The following is an 18,881-nucleotide window of genomic DNA, read 5'->3' as shown; positions in this document are numbered from 1 at the left end:
TTAAGCAACTTGTTACGCATCTTAAGTGAAGCTAAGCAAGCTCATTTCAGAGTGTGTTATACACTTTTTATCCGACGAGTACTGCGCCTGATAAAACTTAAAGTCACCTCTATCTGTTTCTCTACATTTTTCTTCAATTATTTTTACTACTTCTAATTTATCTTCGGTTGTCGTTTTAATACCAAAAATAATGCCTTTAAGAGAAGAAAACTCATAATTTAATGATCTGTCTTTAGGGTCAGAGAAACTATCTAATGAGCTAGCGAGAATCAGGCGGTATTCGTTTTCGTACGCCCAATCTTTCGATTTAACAGTGACATCTCTATAGAAGTTTTTCCAGTATCTTTTACGCCAATCATCTTCAGATTTAATCATATCATCTGCGCATTCACTCATCTCGCCATCTAACGAGTACCATACTGAATTCAACTTCGGAACAGGAAGACGACCAAGCATACGAAAGAAGTCTATTTGACCATAACCTTGAATGTAATCTATAGGATAAAACATTCTGTTATTAAACCCATAAGTAGGGCCAGATTTTGAGCTGTAACCATTCCGCCCCTTTAGCTTAAGAAAGGATTCATCATTAATTACATCGGCATTAAAAATTAAGCATGCACCAGAGTGGTTATCACCATAATGTCCCCATACTGAAGAGCTCTTACACTCAGACATAAAGCATGCTGTATACCAGTCAGGAAAAACTAATTTTTCAATTTGTGAAACATATTCTTTAGGAAACTCAATAATTACCAGATTTCTATTCTTTTTATCATTGTCGATATTTCCATTATATCGAGATATAAGGTCCATTTGCTGGTTACAATGCTGATGGGCTGAAAACATGGCATTTACTATTTTTTCGTCACCTTCATGTTCATTCAAGTTTTTTTCTAGAATACCTATAAAGTCTTTTTTTAACAGGTCAATAATTGGTTTATCTGCTTCAGAATTTTTCCAGTCTCTTTCTGGAATAAGGCCATTTTTCTCATATTCTGAATAAATGACTTCCAATGCATAACTATGGGTATTTCGAAGATAGAAAAACAACTCATCTCTTCTTACTGGGGTTGTTCGTTTAGAAATCGAAACAATAAGTTTAGCTAAGCTTTCATTATCAAAAAATTTGTTTGTAATACTGGAGAATAACTCTTTATACATTGGCGTTGGAAAATCATCGTCACCAGAAAAAACCGGCATATCAGTTGCGGATATAGGGAGATCTTCGCCTGAGATTAACAACAAATAACAAAGCCTCTCAAGGCATAATAAATAATGTTGAAATAGGTTTCTCCATACTATGAAGTCACCTGCCCAGTACATATCTCGAAAACCTTCCATAGGATCATTCAATGAATCAGGTTCTGCAAAATATATGCTTTGATTTTCTAATTCTTTAAATTCACCGATCAAGCTATTGATGCGTCTGAACCTGTAAAATTCTTTCTTCATATGCTAAAACTCAAATTCATTGGGGTGTAACATTCTTAATAGCAGGCAATTTCGCTTCTCCACCTGTCTAAATCTTAATTAACCCATCATAAAATACTGAAAATTAAGGTAAATATATCAAGTTTGTATTCTATCATCACATAAAAACGCGCCAGCGTGTTATCTAACATATGATCATCACAAACCCATTGATAAACAATGACTGACTAAATCCTTTATCGACAAAACAAGACTAAGCACTCAACAAAACAAGCCAGCGTTGTGATATCCACTATTGTCAATTTCAACAATAAAAAAGGCGACCCTGAGGTCGCCTTCGCTTTTCTAAATCACCGCCTTCATGACGGTGGTAATAACTTTCCCGATTACCGCGAACTCGTTGAGTTTCTCCTCATTCACGATAAACGAATCATATTCTTCTTTGTTGTCTGAGATGACGTTATAGCCCTCAGCCATGATGTCGTACTTCAGGCGTTTTATGTAAACGTGCTTACCAATGCGAACAACATAGACACCGTGCTTTACTGGGTGATCGAGTTCTCGGGTATCGACTAATACTTCATCGCCGTCGCTTAAAGTGTCTTCCATTGAGTCGCCGTGGCAAATGATGATACGAGCATCTTCTTCTGTCAGGCCGAAACGTTTTAACCATAAGCAAGGTAGGAATTCGGTTCTAAGTTGGTACTCGGTATCGTTTTGAGCACCAAACCCACAGGAAGCATAAACGTTGTATACAGGTACAGCACACATATCGCCTATTTTAGAAGTGGCTTTTACAGACTTAACATTCGAAATCTCTGTGACATCGTCACCGATGACGTGATGAGATTCACTTAACCAATTGTTTCTCATGGTTTTATCATTCCAACAGAAAATGGACTTAGCAATAGCCTGTCTCCACAAACTCACAACCCAGTCTCCTTAAAGAGACTAAAGCGCACATTAAAGCGTATTACCCTAGTAACGAAGTCATCGCATAACAAACTATAGCCGCAGTTTAAGATCGGTATTGTATATGACTACCTGCGATAAACTGCAAACCGCTAAGAACTATAACACGCCATTACTGTGGTGGATATGATGCTAAGCCTTTGAATATTAGACATGTGTTAGACGCTGCATTTAATTTTCAATATTTTAGCTCTCTAAGCAATATTTGAGAATTAAGCTCACAGCAATCACAGCCAGAATAAATGCCGCTAAAGTCACACTGAGCACTGTTTCGATTCGTAAAAAACAGAAGCGAACAGAGTGGTAAACATCTTTCTAAAAATAGCCAGCCTCTGCTGGCTATTTTTTTACACGCTATTCAGAGATTTAAGGTAACATCCCCCCACTATTTCTATCTAAGACACCCTATCAATGGCTCTCAAACCAACAATCTTTAAGTTTCGCATCTCTTTAACCGATATGAATCGCGACTATTACGACTCTTTTAATCTAACGGTTGCTCAACACCCTTCTGAAACAGAACAACGCATGATGGCTCGTATCATTGCTTTCTGTATCAATGCATCTCCTGAACTTGAGTTCACTAAAGGGTTGTCTAGCATTGAAGAACCCGATTTATGGCAGAAGTCGTTAGATGACCAAATCTTAGAGTGGATTGATGTTGGTGAACCCGATCCAGAACGCGTTAAGAAGGCGACTCGCTTATCTAAGTCTGTGAGCGTGTTCAGCTTCAACACTAAATCGAATGTTTGGTGGGAACAGAACAAAGGTAAATTCGGTTATCTGAAGGCTCAGATCGTTCGTCTAGACAACGATGGTATTGAGCAGCTAGCAGCGATGACACAACGTACTATGGACCTTTCAGTGATGCTGTCGGGTAACTCTGCGTTCGTAAACAGCGACACGCAATCTGCAGAAGTAACGTGGGAAGAGCTACAGAGTAATGACTGAGACCCAAACTCAGACTGAACCTCAGCGCCAAACTAAGCTCGAAGCGTGTTTACAGCTCGCTGGTCTCGATTCAGTAAAAGCGCTGACGACTGGCTATGAAAAAGAGTTAAAGTCATTTATTGATGAAAACCATGCTCTGTTTAGACACGCTTGCGAGAACAAGCCGGACAACTCTGCACGTCAGACGTTGCTTGGCCTGTTAACCAAGGTACATATCGATGCAAGCTATCGCTTTGAAAGTAATAAAGAAGCGAATGAAGCGATGCAAAATGTATTCGATACTACAGTGGGCACTGAGCACAGCGACAAGTTTCAAAACTCTAACGCTCAGCAGTTACAGTTAATCACTCATTTGTGGTTGTTCGTTCAAGGACGACTAGGAATGGATTACAGCCTTGCTAATGATCATGCTGCTGTAGCCGCTACGCTGTTGTCTCGTATATCGAGAAGCAGTGATGATGAGATTCGCGTAGAGTTCATGGCAAGTTTTTATGATGGCTTGAATATCTATCAAGCTGAGAATAAGCCGTCCGGTTTTGTTCATTACTTTAAGCGTTTGTTTAATCTTTCTTAAGCATTCCACCAGCGATTGGCTCTAGTTACGCTCTATGTTTTTATAGAGCGTACTTATTCTGCTTAGCCGCCAGAGATTCCCTATTACGCTCGTTCCTCACTTTAGGGAATGACGACAGCTCTTTCGAGTTAAAGCGTGACCATTTCCTAATCAACGTCATCAATCTTGCCCGTCATCCTCGAGAAGGAGGAACGACTGAGTTGAGGATCTAATACCAAGTCAGAAGCTACACAGACAAACAGATTCCCTATTACACTCGTTCCTCGCTTTAGAGAGTGACGACATTCGCAGTCATTGCAGTTTACTTCATTGCAAGCACAAAAAAGCCCCAAAAGATTCCGCGCTTTAGCACTGTTGTTTATCCGATTGCAACCCAAGAACCATACGTAAGAAACGAACAAAGTCTTGTTGTGATAATGATACTACTCATAACACGACGAATTAAAGCTACGTATATGGCAAGGTTACTTTACAACTATAACTTATCAATTTATTCAAAAAGTGCATATTTTTCAGATAATTATTCTCAAATGGAAATATCAGTTATGTGACGAGCAGAAGCATTTTCTCTTGTGATGATAAGTACACTGATTTTTATAAAATGATAATAAAAAACCTGCAAATACAACTAACGTTAACTTTAAATTATCTTGTTTTATAAGCGGAGAATTAAAATGAAAATATGGTCTGTATCCTTTCTTGCAACTGCAGTAGCTGTCGCTCTAAGCAGTAATGCGATAGCTTGTACTGGGCTTATTGTTGGCAAAGAAGCGTCGAACGACGGTAGCATTATGATTGCTCGTAATGAAGATTTTAGCATTAACAACTGGAACAAATACCTAAAGTATCGACCTGCGCAAGATAACCAAGAAGGTGACTGGCAGTTAGGTAACGGGTTAATTGTTCCGATGCCAAAGCACTTCTTTGCTTACTCTGCGATACCAGACTGGGATGCGGATACCGTTAATCGCGACGGAAAATTCTATGAAGAACGTGGGATTAATGAACACAACGTTGCCATTTCAGCAACAACCAGCGCAGAAATAAACGACAAAGTCGCCAAGGTAGATCCTTTAATCGACAATGGCGTAATCGAAGCCATTATACCTACGTTAATCCTTCCTCAGGCAGAAAACGCAAAACAAGCCGTAGAGTTACTCGGTCATTACATCGAAACCTATGGTGCTGGTGAAGGAAATAGTTTGTATATTGCAGACACCAATGAGGCGTGGTTATTTGAAATTGGTTCAGGCCACCATTGGATTGCTGTAAAAGTACCAGATGACAGTTACGCCATGATTGCAAATGGCTTACGTGTACATGGTGTGAACTTGGCAAACAAAGAGGTACTGCATTCAAAAGACATATTCGAGTTTGTAGAACAAAACAAACTGCTTGATAACGCAGATGAAAAATCTTTCAATTTTGCAAAAGCATTCGGAGTTATTGGTGATGAGTATAATATCGATCGTGAATGGTTAGGCCAAAAAATACTGACACCTTCGCTGCATCAACAAAGTCGCATGACGCAATACCCTTTGTTTATGAAACCTGATACAAAAATCTCAGTTGAAAATGTGGCAGAGGTACTTAGCGCGACTTATAAAGACACGGTTTTGGAAGGAAAATCGAAACGACCAATTAGAGTTGAACGTCAACTAGAGTCGCATATTATTCAGCTTCGCCCTGAGATGCCAGAAGAGCTTCAAGGTCTTATTTGGCAAAGCTTCGGCGTGTTACCAGAATCTGTTTTAGTGCCGTTATACTCAACCCTACAAGATTACCCAAAAGCGTACCAAGTAGGCGATGATAACTACAGTGATGATTCAGCTTATTGGCAGTTCCGTAGCCTAACCGCCCTCGCTTCTACAAACCCAGATAAGTATTTACCAGTACTAAAAGCAACTTGGGACAAAGAAGAAACTCAACTATACAAGCAGGTCGCACACTTAGATAAAACGTTAACAGACATGTATAAAGTAGATAAACAGGCGGCTCTGAACATGGCTGCCGACTACTCATACGGACAGCTTAAGCGTACCTTAGATATGGCAACTGAGCTTAGATACAAAATGATTACAGATTTGACTAAAAGCACAGAGAAGAAATACTCAGAGGAAGAGTTTAAGAAAATAGTAAATCTGTAGGCTTATGAAGCAACCAATAAAAACGGAGCATAATGCTCCGTTTTTTGATCTTAATCGGTTTATTCTAACGCAGGCCGTGTAAGAACTCATGGCGCGTTGCTGGGTTTGATCTAAAAATACCCCCCAGAGCTGTTGTTGTTGTTTCGCTGGTTGCGTCCATTACACCACGAGATTTCACGCAGTAATGAACCGCATCCATGGTTACAGCAACATCATCCGTTTCTAGTAGCGTTTGCAATGCTACAAGGATTTGCTGTGTCATGCGCTCTTGAACTTGAGGACGTTGAGCAAAGAAACGAACGATTCTGTTGATCTTCGAAAGACCAATGATCTTACCTTGAGGAATGTAAGCGACTGCGGTTTTACCATCAATGGTGACTAAGTGATGCTCACATGTGCTGGTGACGGTAATGTCTTTTACACGAACCATTTCACGAACACCCATCTTGTTTTCGATCACGGTGATTTTAGGGAAATTGGCGTAATCCAAACCAGAGAAAATCTCATCCACATACATTTTTGCAATACGTTGCGGCGTTTCTTCCAGACTGTCATCTGCAAGATCAAGTTCAAGGAGAGTTAGAATCTCACGCATATGGTGTTCGATTCGTTCCTTTTTCTCTTCTCGGCTAACCTGGTTAGGACGCATTGGTGTCTCTAATCCGCGGCTTGCTAGCGCATCTTTAACCAACTTCGCTGATTCGCTAAGACCTGACATTGAACTTCCTCTTTTAATACCCCTTCTGGATGGCAAACAAGGATACTCGGAATTTTGATTAAATACACCCATATTTTAAGGGAGGTCATTATTTACGGGGCTTAAACTATGCTAAAGTGGCTGCAATTTCGTTGGCGAACATCTGTGATTTGATAATTATGGAGCCACTATTGCCAACCACTAAATCAAAATAATAACGACCAAAGGATTTCAATTATGGGCTGTTGCGACGCTCCGGGCTTAATGCCAATTGAAGAAGCACTAGATAAGCTGCTATCACCAATCAAACCAATCCAAACGACTTTATCTCTACCTCTTGCTGAAGCATTAGGTTATGTCCTTGCTGAAGATATTCTTTCCCCTATTTTCGTACCTCCTTTTGATAACTCAGCAATGGATGGCTATGCACTGCGCTTAGCAGACCTAGAGAACGGTAAAGTACTACCATTAGCAGGCAAATCTTTTGCAGGCCAACCGTTCGAAGGTGAATGGCCAAGCAACACCTGTATTCGCATTATGACTGGCGCAAAGATCCCTGAAGGTTGTGACGCCGTAATCATGCAAGAAAATACGGTTGAAACTGATACTGGCATTGAAATTCAACAAGACGACATCAAGCTGAACAATAATATTCGCCCTACTGGTGATGACATCAAACAAGGTGATATCGTTCTTAGCCGCGGTGAACGTTTAACACCTCGTGACATTCCAATGATTGCTTCGCTGGGTGTGAGCCACGTGACAGTGTTACAGAAGCCTAAAGTCGCGTTCTTTTCTACCGGCGATGAGCTAAAGCCACTAGGTCAACCTCTTGAAGACGGTCAGATCTACGACAGCAACCGCTACGGCATTAAACCACTAATTGAAGCGTTTGGTTGTGAAGCTATAGACCTAGGCATCATCCCAGATTGCACTGCAACGCTTAAAGAGACGTTCGAGAAAGCACAGCAAATAGCAGACGTGGTTGTGACTTCTGGCGGCGTAAGCGTTGGCGAAGCTGATTACACGAAAGACATTCTTGAAGAACTGGGGCAAATCGGTTTTTGGAAGCTAGCTATCAAACCCGGTAAACCGTTCGCATTTGGTGAGTTGGATAACGCGTGGTTCTGCGGCCTACCGGGTAACCCAGTATCGGCGATGATGACCATGTATGTTTTGGTTCAACCTATGCTTGCTAAATTGGCTGGTCACACAGCGTGGACAGCTCCGGAATCTATTCCTGCTATCACCAAGTCTGCATTCAAAAAAGGCCCAGGCCGTACTGATTACCAGCGTGGCATTTACTCGATTGAAAACGGTCAATTTGTGGTAGAAACAACGGGTAACCAAAGCTCTGGCGCTTTCCGCTCAATGAGTTTAGCAAACTGCTTTGTGGTACTAGAGCGCGAACGCGGCCGTGTTGAAGTCGGTGAAACGGTTCAGATCCAACTGTTTAACTCGACGCTTTACTAACGAGGCTTACTGATGGAAATACTGTCTGACGCAGAGATGCTTCGCTACAACCGTCAAATCATTCTTAAGCAGTTTGATTTTGAAGGCCAAGAAGCGCTAAAGCAGAGCTCAATCTTAGTCTTAGGAGCTGGAGGTTTAGGTTGTGCCTCTGCCCAATACCTTGCGACTGCGGGTATTGGTAAGCTAACACTGATCGATGATGATATTGTCGAGCTTTCAAACTTACAGCGACAAGTCCTTCACGCCGATGCTGATATTGGCAAGAAGAAAGTCGATTCGGCAGCTGAGTCGCTGCAGGTATTGAACCCTCATCTGACGATTGAAACCGTCGACCACAGGCTTGATGATCAAGCGCTTGCAAAGTTAATTGAAGCGCACTCGTTAGTTCTTGATGCCAGTGACAACGTGGAAACACGCAATCAACTCAATCGCTTATGCTATGCATCGAAAACACCACTTGTTTCTGGTGCTGCAATTCGTATGGAAGGTCAGATTAGTGTGTTCACTTATCAAGACGCCGACGCGCCGTGTTATCAGTGCTTAAGTGCACTATTCGGCAACGCTGCACTAAGCTGTGTTGAAGCCGGTGTGATGGCACCGGTAGTTGGCATGGTAGGCGCAGCTCAGGCTTTGGAAGCTATCAAGGTTATTGCTCAGTTTGGACAACCAAAGCAAGGCAAACTTTTAATTCTCGATGCCATGTCCCACAGCTGGCGTGAAATGAATTTAATGAAGATGCCTAATTGCTCGGTATGTGGGTAGACTAAGTCATATCCCCCTCTAATCGACAACCTAAGCCTTGACTAAAAGTCAGGGCTTTTTTAGGTCTCAACATCAGCTTCTCAAATCGATTTATCAATTTGAAATGATCTATAAAAGATTAGTTTCATTTGAATTCTCATTTTGAGAATATATTGCACATCTCAGTAATTTAGAATATAAGTAATAAAAATCAACAACTTAAAAGTGGCACGTAACTTGTAAAAGTATCTAGACCTTCTATGACAAGGATGTAGATATGAGAATTACAACGTTAAGTTTGCTATTAAGTGCGCCTTTGGTCGCCAACGCAGCGCCATTCGATACCTGTCCGAGCCAGGCTTACCTATTCCAATCGACACCCGTACAAGTTTGGGGCGTGAACCTAGTGACAGGCTCAACCACCCTGTTAGAAGACGATACGGGCATGAACGCCAATATCAATGGTGTTGGTTTCGACTTTCAAGACAGATATATTTATGGCTATGACACTACCAACAAACGCTTGGTGCGCCTTGGACAGGATTTCCAAGCAGAAGTGATCAATACCAGTGGATTACCAACCGATCACACTTTCTATGTCGGCGATGTCTATGACCATGTGTATTACCTTTACCGTACAGGAAAAGGCTTGTTCACCGTTGATCTATCGCCGTTAGACGCCGACCCAAACGCGACTGTTACAGTTAACAAAATAGCTGGTAGCCCGGCAACCGTAAAACTGACTGATTTCGCTTTCCACCCAAGTGATGGTTCTTTATATGGTATCGATAATAACTCCGGAGGCTTATACAGCTTCAACCCTACAACTGGTGCCGAAACCTACATCGGAGACACCGGCGAGTTAGGTACGTTCGGTGCTGGCTATTTTGATGTCAACGGCTACTACTACGTATCTCGAAACCAAGACGGTAAAATTTACCGTATCAACCTGTCTCCAGACAACGCTGCCAATATCGCGGCAGGTATTGTTCCAGCCGTTGAATTTGTTTCGAATGGGCCTTCTTCTAATCAAAATGATGGCGCTCGTTGTGCGAATGCGCCAGTTGTGGATGAAGATTCCAACATCGACTTTGGTGATGCACCAGACAGCTACCTAACCCTACTCGCCAGCAATGGTCCTCGACATGAACTTGATGGTGTGACTTGGTTAGGCACTGATGCACCCGATGCCGACCTTGATGGCTACGTAACTCCACAATCGGATGAAAGTGTTGGCATTGATGACGAGTGGGCAAACGGTGGTATAGGTTTTGTTACGGCGCTTGAAGCCGGGCTTGATTCAAAAGTGGTGATTGAAGCTTCAACAACCGGTTACCTTTCGGCGTGGATTGACTGGAACCAAGATGGCAGCTTCGATGGTGCTAACGAGCAAGTATTTACCGACTACCAACTGGATGCTGGTGAAAACGATCTGTTCCTAAATGTCGATATCAACGCACTAACGGGGACTACTTGGGCTCGCTTCAGATTCAGCCAACAAACCAACCTGAGCTACTTTGGTGGTTCGACATCTGGTGAGGTAGTTGATATTCAAGTTGATGTTCTTAACGACGGCGCTACAGCCCGTTACTTCCCAAGTGCTTCTGGTTACGCAACCTTGGCGTATGAAGATAACTGGCCTTATAAAGCTGATTACGACATGAATGATGCTGTGATTATGTATCGCATCACAGAGATCTTAAAAGACGGAAAAGTGGTTAAATCCACCATCGATGGACGTCTTGCTGCAGTAGGTGCTTCGTACAGAAATGGTTTTGCGGTTCGACTTCCTAATCTAGACCCAAGCTTAGTGAGTAGCGGAAGCTCTTACATGAAGCACAATGGTGTGTTCACTGATTTAGACTTGGAGCAAGGACGTAGCGAGGCAATCTTTGTTATTGCTAACGACCTTACAGAGAAAATCAGTACTAGTTGTACCTTCTACCGCACCATCAGCTCTTGTAAAGAAGATGAGCAATTCGCTTTCCAAATCGGGATTACTTTAGCTGGCGATGGAGTGAGTACTGACAGTTGGACTGACATGCCTTACGACCCGTTCATCTTCGCAACGCCTGGGTATTATCATGGTGAAAACCTACCTCTACATCCAGGGCGCAGCTGGGAGGTGCATTTGCCAGACCAAGCTCCAACCGAGGCATTTGATACCGCTAATCTCTTTGAAACAGGACTAGGCGTTGATGACAGCAATCCATCAACAGGCAAATATTTCAAAACCGCAGACAACCACCCTTGGGCACTGCTGATTACTTCAGACACGGAATGGCAATGGCCACTGGAATATGTAGATATCGTCACCGCCTATCCAAACTTTGCGAACTTTGCTGAATCCGGCGGTACTCAATCCACCGATTGGTTCCAAACACCTGCCGCTGACCAATGTTACTTGCCTTAGGAGAATGATTATGAATATGCCAATTAAACAGACAGTAACAAACGGTCGCCGGAACTTTAACAATGCTATCTTATCTAGTCTGTCGAATGCTGCACTTAAGAAAAATACGGCTCAGTCGCAGTCAATACGTATTCCATTACTAATCGCATCACTAACGTTGGTAGGGTGTGGTGGCGATGGAGGAGCATCAACTCCTAACCCATCGCCTTCAACACCAGTGGTGACAGTACCTGTGACATCAACACCAGTGACGTCAACACCAGCGACGTCAACACCAGCGACGTCAACACCAGTGACGTCAACACCAGCGACGTCAACACCAGCGACGTCAACACCAGTGGCGTCAGCGCCAGTTACACCACCATCAGTGGTCTCATCACCAGTCACCGTAGCTATAAATCCGGCACCGACACCAGTTAATGCAGTTATCTCCAACGGCCCGCAAGCGTACAAAATGGATGAGCTCGTAATACCTGATGGTTTCGATTATAACTCTGTAGATCAATTCGACCTCAATATTGATATCAGCCACATCTCAACCGATCGTTCGTTCGTATCCGTATATAGTCGATTTACCACAAGGACAGACTTAACTTACAAGCCTGATTATTCAAGTAAGGTCATTGGAGGCCCTTTAGACAACGGTACATTTACGTCCAACTTTTCGGCGCCGCTAAGCGAAGATATTCTGTTAATTGAGATCTGGTTTTATGATGGTCAAGCGCCGCTGCAACAAGTCGTTGCAAGTGACGGATCACAAATCACTTGGTAAACGTAAAGGAATGAAAAGCGCTGAGTTCAGTTTAACAATAGCTAAATTTAGTTGGAGTTAGACAGCAGTCTCGAAGTCGAAAGTCGAATAACAATGCATAAAGGTGAGCAATGAGGCTCACCTTTTTATTTGGGCGCTATTTCAATTTTCAGTACTGGTTATGTTCACTTTATCGAAAGCCTGTCTTATCTTTTAAAGATGACTTTCAAAGGCTTACTTTATGAAACAGTTGAAAATGGGATTCGTTATATTATCGATTGGTATTGGGCTACTTTTATTTCTCACCTATTTCCCGATGACATCTTCTACCGGAGAACGCATTGAAGCCAGAGTCATCTCCAATACGCTCACTCAATCCCTAGACGGACATAGGCGCTACCTCACGGTTGAAACTCAAGACAACGAAATATTTCGCGTTTCCATTCCACCAACAACAGACTGCCCTCTTGATTCTGTGGTCGTGCTTGATACATTAAACAATCAAATAACCGGACAAAGCAGCTATCAGTTCATCCACTGCCGGGCTGCGCCTTAGTCGCCGATATAACAACAAGAATGGATATAAGAAGAATGAATCAGCCACTCATTTCACCAGAACAACTTCAACAACGTTTGCTAGAAGAAGACAACATTGTAATCCTCGACGCCAGTATCGAATTTCAGATCCCAAGTGAGTCAGAAAAGATCAAAGGACAAATGATACCTAGTGCGATTCGTTTCGACTACGACAAAAACTTTTGTAACAAGCACACTCTACTCCCTCACATGTTCCCGACCGAAAAACACTTCAATACACGCGCACAAGAAATTGGTATCAATCAAGACAGTACGATAGTGGTTTACGATAACTCAGGAACTTTTGCCTCGCCTCGCGCATGGTGGATGTTTATGGCAATGGGACATAACAACGTATACATCTTAGATGGCGGTTTACCTGCTTGGATAAAAGCCGGTTACGCGACAGAGACTGACTATCGCACCGAAGTCAAAGCGGGCAATTTTGAAGGCCAAATTCAAGACAACCACTTTGTAAATGCTCAGCAAATCCAAAACTACTCCGATGACAAAAGTGCAAACATTCTGGATGCACGTTCTCAAGCTCGCTTCGATTCAGAAGTTCCAGAACCACGTGAAGGCTTACGTAGTGGCCACATCCCAAACTCAGTTTGCTTGCCGTTCGCACAAGTCTTAAATGCAGGTAAATTGAAACCTCAAGAAGAGTTAGTTGACATTTTCTCGACTCTGAACTTAACCCCCTCTCAACCTATGTTCTTTAGCTGTGGCTCTGGTGTGACGGCTTGCATCATTTTATTAGCCGCTAAACTGGCTGGTTATTCAAGTGATATGGGCGTTTACGATGGCTCATGGACTGAATGGGGCGCAAATGAAAAACTACCTATTGCCGTAACTAAAAAGTAATTCAGCTTCGCTTAATGATACTGTTAGAATATACTGCGCATGCATACGGAGCTTACTAAAGGTTATGACTTAAAACCCCATTACCTATGCATCTTGTCGCTAATAAGCTAGACGTTGAATAACTCACGGGTTTAATGTTGTAGTCACTTGAAGATATGCTGGCTTGGCGACATAGCAGATTAACTACATCGCAGTTTCGTGACTAAGTTAACTTTACCTATGTGTAGAGCCATCCGATTGCTAACAAAAACTGTGATTAATCATGGGTTAATTGTCAGCACGTTTATGAGTGTTAATATTTCATTCAAGAATCTCTGTTCTTAGCCGTTACACTATTTAAACATTGATATATTCATCTCTGATGTTTTATGCCTCGTTGTATTAATCACACTGGCGATATAAACGTTGTCACTTGCAGTCTGTTAAAAGTAGTCACCAACAAAAGGCATCTCATGGCTCTATTTAAGAAAAATATCTGGTCGCTGTACGCTATGATCGTGCTGCTTACCCTGATACTTTTCAGCGCCTTTGGCATAACCAAGTGGCAATCAAACAGAGATGACTTTACCAAGCAACAACATATCCAAGTCGAGATCTTCTCTAGCTCAGTAAACTCTCTATTAACTAGCCAAGAAGCACTGCTTGAAGTGGTTGGGCATCAACTTGCTCAGCAGTCCGACTTTACCCGAACGGCTTCGATTCAAATTCGACCAATATTAGATAAACTGCTTGATAGTCATCCTGCAATAGCCGCTTTCGGGTTACTAAATCCTCAAGGGGATTACCTGTCAATCAGCTCAAACCTACAGCTGTCTGACCAATTTAACTTACTGGATCTCCTATACACCAAAGACTCATTTCTAGAGGCTGTATCTAGTAATAAAATGGTTTTGGGGCGCACTTATTTCCATGATTCTCTTAACAGCCTCGTGATCCCAATGAGAAAATCCATTTCTCTCGATGGCAAGAACGTTGATGCAGTCATGACCGCAGGTTTACGCTTAGACAGCACAATATTGTTTGAAAACAATGCGCACGCAGGCAATTACAACACGTTAACTCTACTTAGAACCGACAACTATCGTCAGTTTTTTTCTAGCGATATCGAGTCGCTAGACGCTTATTTAAAACCAGTTGATAACGATCTAATGGATCGCATTACCAAAAGCTTTTCTGAGCAAGTGACTGTCAGCGTCAAAGAAGCGAAAACAGGAAAATACACATATTCTTTCTGTATCGATGATAGCGCTTTCCCATCGCTCGTTAGCGCTAAATACATTCCAGGCTACAAGCTTTGGGTTGTCGGCCGTACAGACCTAGAACACGTTGATGGTATATTCGCAAAAGAGTTCGGTACTCTTTTCTTTGTTTTTGTTGTTCTTCAGTTTGGTTTCTATTTTTTAGTAAAATCGATTGCGAAGAACGAGCAACGAACTCGCAGCCAATTGATTTACCAAGCCAATCACGATCCATTAACCTCTCTCCCCAACCGCTCCTATATGCGTAAAAACATTGGCAAGTGGATTGAAGATGAGTCAGAGCCATTCTCACTGCTGTTTATCGACATCGATAACTTCAAATGTGTTAATGATACCCATGGACATGACTTCGGAGACAAGGTGCTCAAACAAATTGCATTACGTTTGATCCGGTTTCGCTCCAGAGTCAGCCTATTGGTACGAGAATCCAGTGATGAGTTCTTGTTTTTAACAACGCTGAATAGTGAATCTGAAATTAAGCGACTATCAGAACGAATTATTGAAGTACTTTCTCAACCTTATGAAGTTGAAAGCGCTCAATTTTTGTTGAGTTGCAGTGTAGGTATTGCCCGCTTCCCAGACCACGGAAGAGATTTAGATAGCCTGTTACGCTCTGCCGATATTTCGATGTACAAAGCGAAACAGCAGCAAAACTCATACAGTATTTTCACGACCGAAATGCAAGACGCCCACCTCTACAAAATGAGAGTAGAACAAAGGCTTCGTATCGCTATCGATAAACAAGCTTTATTTATGGTTTTTCAACCATTGGTTCGTGCAGATAAAAGCACCCACGGTGTAGAAGCGCTGGTACGCTGGATAGACGATGAACTGGGTTTTGTCCCGCCAGATGTATTTATTCCTATTGCTGAAAGCACAGGCTTAATGCACAAACTTGGTACCTTTATTATTGAATCCAGTGTTATGCAAATTGCTCATTTACACCGTACAACGAGCCAAAATATCGGATTATCGATCAATATTTCAGTCCGTCAATTCTCGCATAGGTTGTTCTCCGAACACCTATTCGCTACGCTTGAGAAATATCAGTTCTCACCAAGCTGTTTAACGCTCGAGATTACTGAAAGCTTGTTCATTGAAGATGTGGCTATAGTGAAACCACTGTTTGAAGCCCTCAAAGAAAACGATATTAAGATCTCTCTAGATGACTTCGGTACGGGCTACTCGTCATTGAGCATGTTAAAAGCACTCCCTATCGACGAACTTAAGATTGATAAGAGTTTCATTGAAAACATAGCAGTCGATCAACAGTCACTAACAATGGTCCAGAACATCATCGCTATCGGTAAAAATTTCGGTATGGTGGTGCTGGCAGAAGGCGTAGAATCAAACGAACACTTCGCGATTCTAAAAGCATGTGGATGTGACTTGATGCAAGGTTACTACTTCTCTCGTCCTATTCCTTATGACGAACTGTGCACGTATCTCTCCTCGCTCCCTAAAATCACGAGTAAAGAGTCAGAACCTATTCTTTAGCGAGAGCAAAAGGGAGCCAAAACGGGCTCCCCTGGTTTATATTTTGCTAATCATCTAACTCAGCATGTTTCATCTGCTCATCCAAGTTAAGCACCGTTAAAGCATTACTTACACTAGTCGCAATAACATCAACCACACCTGTTCTTAGTGCACCTAACAGAGCTAATGGCTTACTGTTCTCGGCAGCGATGGCGATTACTTCAGCGATAGGACGGAACTCTTCCAAACCTAAGCCGATGACTCGGTCACTCATTACTGTGTTTGCCGCTTTACCATGCACGTCGAAAAAGTCATAACCCGCAAAGTCACCCACCACTCCTTGTAGTAAACGAGATTGAACGACCTCTCCCGCCGTAAACCAACCTAGGTCGACCATATAGCTGTTTTCACTCATGTCACCAATACCCACTAATGCAACATCTGCCTTACGAGCTAGATCGAGTGTTTGCTTAACAGTACTGTTTTCCATGAACGCGGATTTTTGTGCTTTGTTCTCTGCATAAGCAGGCGCGTACAAGGTTTCAGAAGATCCGCCGTACTTTTTCGCTAGTTGTCTGCATATATGGTCGGCGTTAAACATACCGCCTCTTGGGTGAATGCCGCCGATACCACATACGAATTTACAGTCACGTGGGGTAATTACGCCAGTATGGTGAGCAACCGACGATACGTTTCGACCTTGGCCAACCGTGACTACCATGCCGTTTTTTAGGGTGCTCGTTAAGTAGTTCGACACCAAGCCCGCAACCTGTAACCGCTGCTTCTCTTCATTCGGTTGGTCTAATGCAACCAGTGCACGCTTAACACCAAATCGTTCGATCAAACGTTGTTCGATCTTCGCGCTGAATACTGGGTGGTATTTCACGGTGATCTCGACAATCCCTTCATCGCGGGCTTGTTTGAGCATTCGACCAACCTTTGCACGAGAGATAGAGAATTTTTTAGAGATCTCTTCTTGAGTCGCACCATCTTGATAGTAGGCAACGGCGACTTCGGTTAGGAGATCAGTGTTTTCTTCGGAAACATCTTGGATATTGTTACTCATATACCACTCAACCAATATTTAACAATTATTTTACCTGCTGCACTTCCTAATAAAGGAGAGCTCAGTAAGTGATACACAAGCTTACACCCCGAACATATGTAACATCAAGGAGCATTTGCTCAGCATCATAACCATAGTTTTGGTGTTGATTAATTCACCTCACTTTGTTCGTTAAACGTTTGCTTGCATACCCCATGATTACTAGAGCGAAATATATTTGACTGAAGTCACCATACAGCACTATTTACCGTTGACTTTGGGGCTAGATCGGATAAATATGGCTACATCATTTACTCATCGAGCGATCAAATGTTCTGTGCAAATGTTCGTTCGAAGAAAAATTTAAATTAATGTAAGTTTGACTCACTGGTACAACCATGAGGAACTTCATTAGTTCGCTTGCAAATGCCCACACCTCTCCCATTAAAGGGGTGTTCTGCGATACATAGGATGATCAAAATGAGCAATAAATTAGAGCAACTTCGTAAACTAACAACTGTTGTAGCTGACACTGGCGATATCGAAGCTATCAGCAAGTACACTCCTGAAGATGCAACAACTAACCCATCTCTAATTCTTAAAGCCGCTCAAATTGCTGAGTACGCACCTCTAATCGATGCTTCTATCGAATACGCTAAAGCGCAAAGTGGCGACAAAGCACAACAAGTTCAAGACACTTGTGACATGCTTAACGTGAACATCGGTAAAGAAATCCTTAACGTTGTACCTGGCCGCATCTCTACTGAAGTAGATGCTCGTCTTTCTTACGACATGGAAGGCAGCGTTGCTAAAGCTCGTCAACTTATCAAAATGTACAACGACGCTGGCATCACTAACGACCGCATTCTTATCAAACTGGCTTCTACTTGGGAAGGCATCCGTGCTGCTGAAATCCTAGAGAAAGAAGGCATCAACTGTAACCTAACGCTTCTATTCTCTTTCGCTCAAGCTCGTGCTTGTGCTGAAGCTGGCGTATTCCTAATCTCTCCTTTCGTTGGTCGCATCATGGACTGGTACAAAGCGAAAGAAGGTCGCGATTTCGAAGCTTCAGAAGATCCAGGCGTAATCTCAGTTTCAGACATCTACAACTACTACAAAGAGCACGGCTACAAGACTGTTGTTATGGGCGCAAGCTTCCGTAACATCGGCGAGATCCTTGAACTTGCAGGCTGTGACCGTCTAACTATCGCTCCTCAACTTCTAGCAGACCTAGAAGCAGCTGAAGGCGAAGTAGTAGAGAAGTTAATCGACTCTAACGGTACTAAAGAGCGTCCTGCTGCAATGACTCACGCTGAATTCCTATGGGATCACAACCAAGACCCAATGGCTGTAGAGAAGCTAGCTGAAGGCATCCGCAACTTCGCAGTTGACCAAGGCAAACTAGAAGACATGATCGCAGCTAAGCTGTAATCACTCTTACCAATTTCAAATAGGGGAACGTTCAGTTCCCCTACTTTTATCAATTTGTTTATCTTAATTTTTATTCG

At 42.6% G+C, this 18,881-nt stretch carries 15 protein-coding genes; 11 read left to right on the top strand and 4 right to left on the bottom strand.

The window, feature by feature from the left end; translation table 11 throughout:
* Window positions 1–21: 21 nt before the first annotated feature.
* Window positions 22–1,455, bottom strand: coding sequence for a DUF2971 domain-containing protein (locus OCV30_RS19565; protein ID WP_065679935.1), 1,434 nt, complete (start codon window positions 1,453–1,455; stop codon window positions 22–24).
* Window positions 1,456–1,779: 324 nt separating this feature from the next.
* Entirely contained in the window at window positions 1,780–2,364 is a 585-nt protein-coding gene (locus OCV30_RS19560) for a S24 family peptidase (protein ID WP_244499056.1), read from the bottom strand.
* 453 nt (window positions 2,365–2,817) lie between these two features.
* Here OCV30_RS19560 and OCV30_RS19555 point away from each other — a divergent pair, with 453 nt between their 5' ends.
* From OCV30_RS19555 to OCV30_RS19545, 3 genes are all read left to right on the top strand, one after another.
* Window positions 2,818–3,357 (top strand): YaeQ family protein, encoded by a 540-nt coding sequence (locus OCV30_RS19555; RefSeq protein WP_017101705.1) that lies wholly within the window; start codon window positions 2,818–2,820, stop codon window positions 3,355–3,357.
* Window positions 3,350–3,931, top strand: coding sequence for a hypothetical protein (locus OCV30_RS19550; protein WP_065679933.1), 582 nt, complete (start codon window positions 3,350–3,352; stop codon window positions 3,929–3,931). Before OCV30_RS19555 ends, OCV30_RS19550 begins: the two co-directional genes overlap by 8 nt.
* A gap of 674 nt (window positions 3,932–4,605) precedes the next feature.
* On the top strand, window positions 4,606–6,078 hold the full coding sequence (locus OCV30_RS19545) for a C69 family dipeptidase (protein ID WP_065679932.1): 1,473 nt from the start codon (window positions 4,606–4,608) through the stop codon (window positions 6,076–6,078).
* A gap of 64 nt (window positions 6,079–6,142) precedes the next feature.
* On the opposite strand, the gene folE is transcribed toward OCV30_RS19545, so the two are convergent.
* Window positions 6,143–6,796 carry a GTP cyclohydrolase I FolE gene (folE, locus tag OCV30_RS19540; protein WP_004731548.1) on the bottom strand — a complete coding sequence of 218 codons (654 nt, stop codon included), beginning with the start codon at window positions 6,794–6,796 and terminating at the stop codon, window positions 6,143–6,145.
* Between the two features lie 216 nt (window positions 6,797–7,012).
* Here folE and moeA point away from each other — a divergent pair, with 216 nt between their 5' ends.
* From moeA to OCV30_RS19505, 7 genes are all read left to right on the top strand, one after another.
* Entirely contained in the window at window positions 7,013–8,248 is a 1,236-nt protein-coding gene (gene moeA / locus OCV30_RS19535) for a molybdopterin molybdotransferase MoeA (RefSeq protein ID WP_065679931.1), read from the top strand.
* Window positions 8,249–8,260: 12 nt separating this feature from the next.
* The gene (gene moeB / locus OCV30_RS19530) at window positions 8,261–9,010 is read left to right on the top strand and encodes a molybdopterin-synthase adenylyltransferase MoeB (RefSeq protein ID WP_065679930.1); all 750 of its coding nucleotides are present in this window, start codon (window positions 8,261–8,263) and stop codon (window positions 9,008–9,010) included.
* Window positions 9,011–9,266: 256 nt separating this feature from the next.
* Window positions 9,267–11,402, top strand: a complete 2,136-nt coding sequence (locus tag OCV30_RS19525) for an LruC domain-containing protein (protein WP_065679929.1) — start codon at window positions 9,267–9,269, stop codon at window positions 11,400–11,402.
* 10 nt (window positions 11,403–11,412) lie between these two features.
* Window positions 11,413–12,174, top strand: coding sequence for a hypothetical protein (locus tag OCV30_RS19520; RefSeq protein ID WP_244499055.1), 762 nt, complete (start codon window positions 11,413–11,415; stop codon window positions 12,172–12,174).
* A 220-nt stretch (window positions 12,175–12,394) separates the two neighbouring features.
* Window positions 12,395–12,709 carry a hypothetical protein gene (locus OCV30_RS19515; protein WP_065679928.1) on the top strand — a complete coding sequence of 105 codons (315 nt, stop codon included), beginning with the start codon at window positions 12,395–12,397 and terminating at the stop codon, window positions 12,707–12,709.
* Between the two features lie 35 nt (window positions 12,710–12,744).
* Window positions 12,745–13,593 (top strand): sulfurtransferase, encoded by an 849-nt coding sequence (locus OCV30_RS19510; RefSeq protein WP_032499412.1) that lies wholly within the window; start codon window positions 12,745–12,747, stop codon window positions 13,591–13,593.
* A 452-nt stretch (window positions 13,594–14,045) separates the two neighbouring features.
* Window positions 14,046–16,349 carry a putative bifunctional diguanylate cyclase/phosphodiesterase gene (locus OCV30_RS19505; RefSeq protein ID WP_065679927.1) on the top strand — a complete coding sequence of 768 codons (2,304 nt, stop codon included), beginning with the start codon at window positions 14,046–14,048 and terminating at the stop codon, window positions 16,347–16,349.
* 46 nt (window positions 16,350–16,395) lie between these two features.
* On the opposite strand, the gene OCV30_RS19500 is transcribed toward OCV30_RS19505, so the two are convergent.
* A complete protein-coding gene (locus OCV30_RS19500) occupies window positions 16,396–17,394 on the bottom strand; it encodes a sugar-binding transcriptional regulator (RefSeq protein ID WP_065679926.1) in 999 nt (332 codons plus the stop codon).
* A gap of 459 nt (window positions 17,395–17,853) precedes the next feature.
* On the opposite strand from OCV30_RS19500, the gene tal reads away from it, so the two are divergent.
* On the top strand, window positions 17,854–18,804 hold the full coding sequence (gene tal / locus OCV30_RS19495; protein ID WP_029223051.1) for a transaldolase: 951 nt from the start codon (window positions 17,854–17,856) through the stop codon (window positions 18,802–18,804).
* The last annotated feature ends 77 nt before the right edge of the window (window positions 18,805–18,881 follow it).

Origin of the sequence: Vibrio atlanticus (assembly GCF_024347315.1) — a bacterium.
In the GTDB taxonomy this organism is placed as follows: domain Bacteria; phylum Pseudomonadota; class Gammaproteobacteria; order Enterobacterales; family Vibrionaceae; genus Vibrio; species Vibrio atlanticus.
The sequence above is the reverse complement of the archived record's forward strand: the minus strand, read 5'-3'. Positions and strand labels throughout refer to the sequence as shown.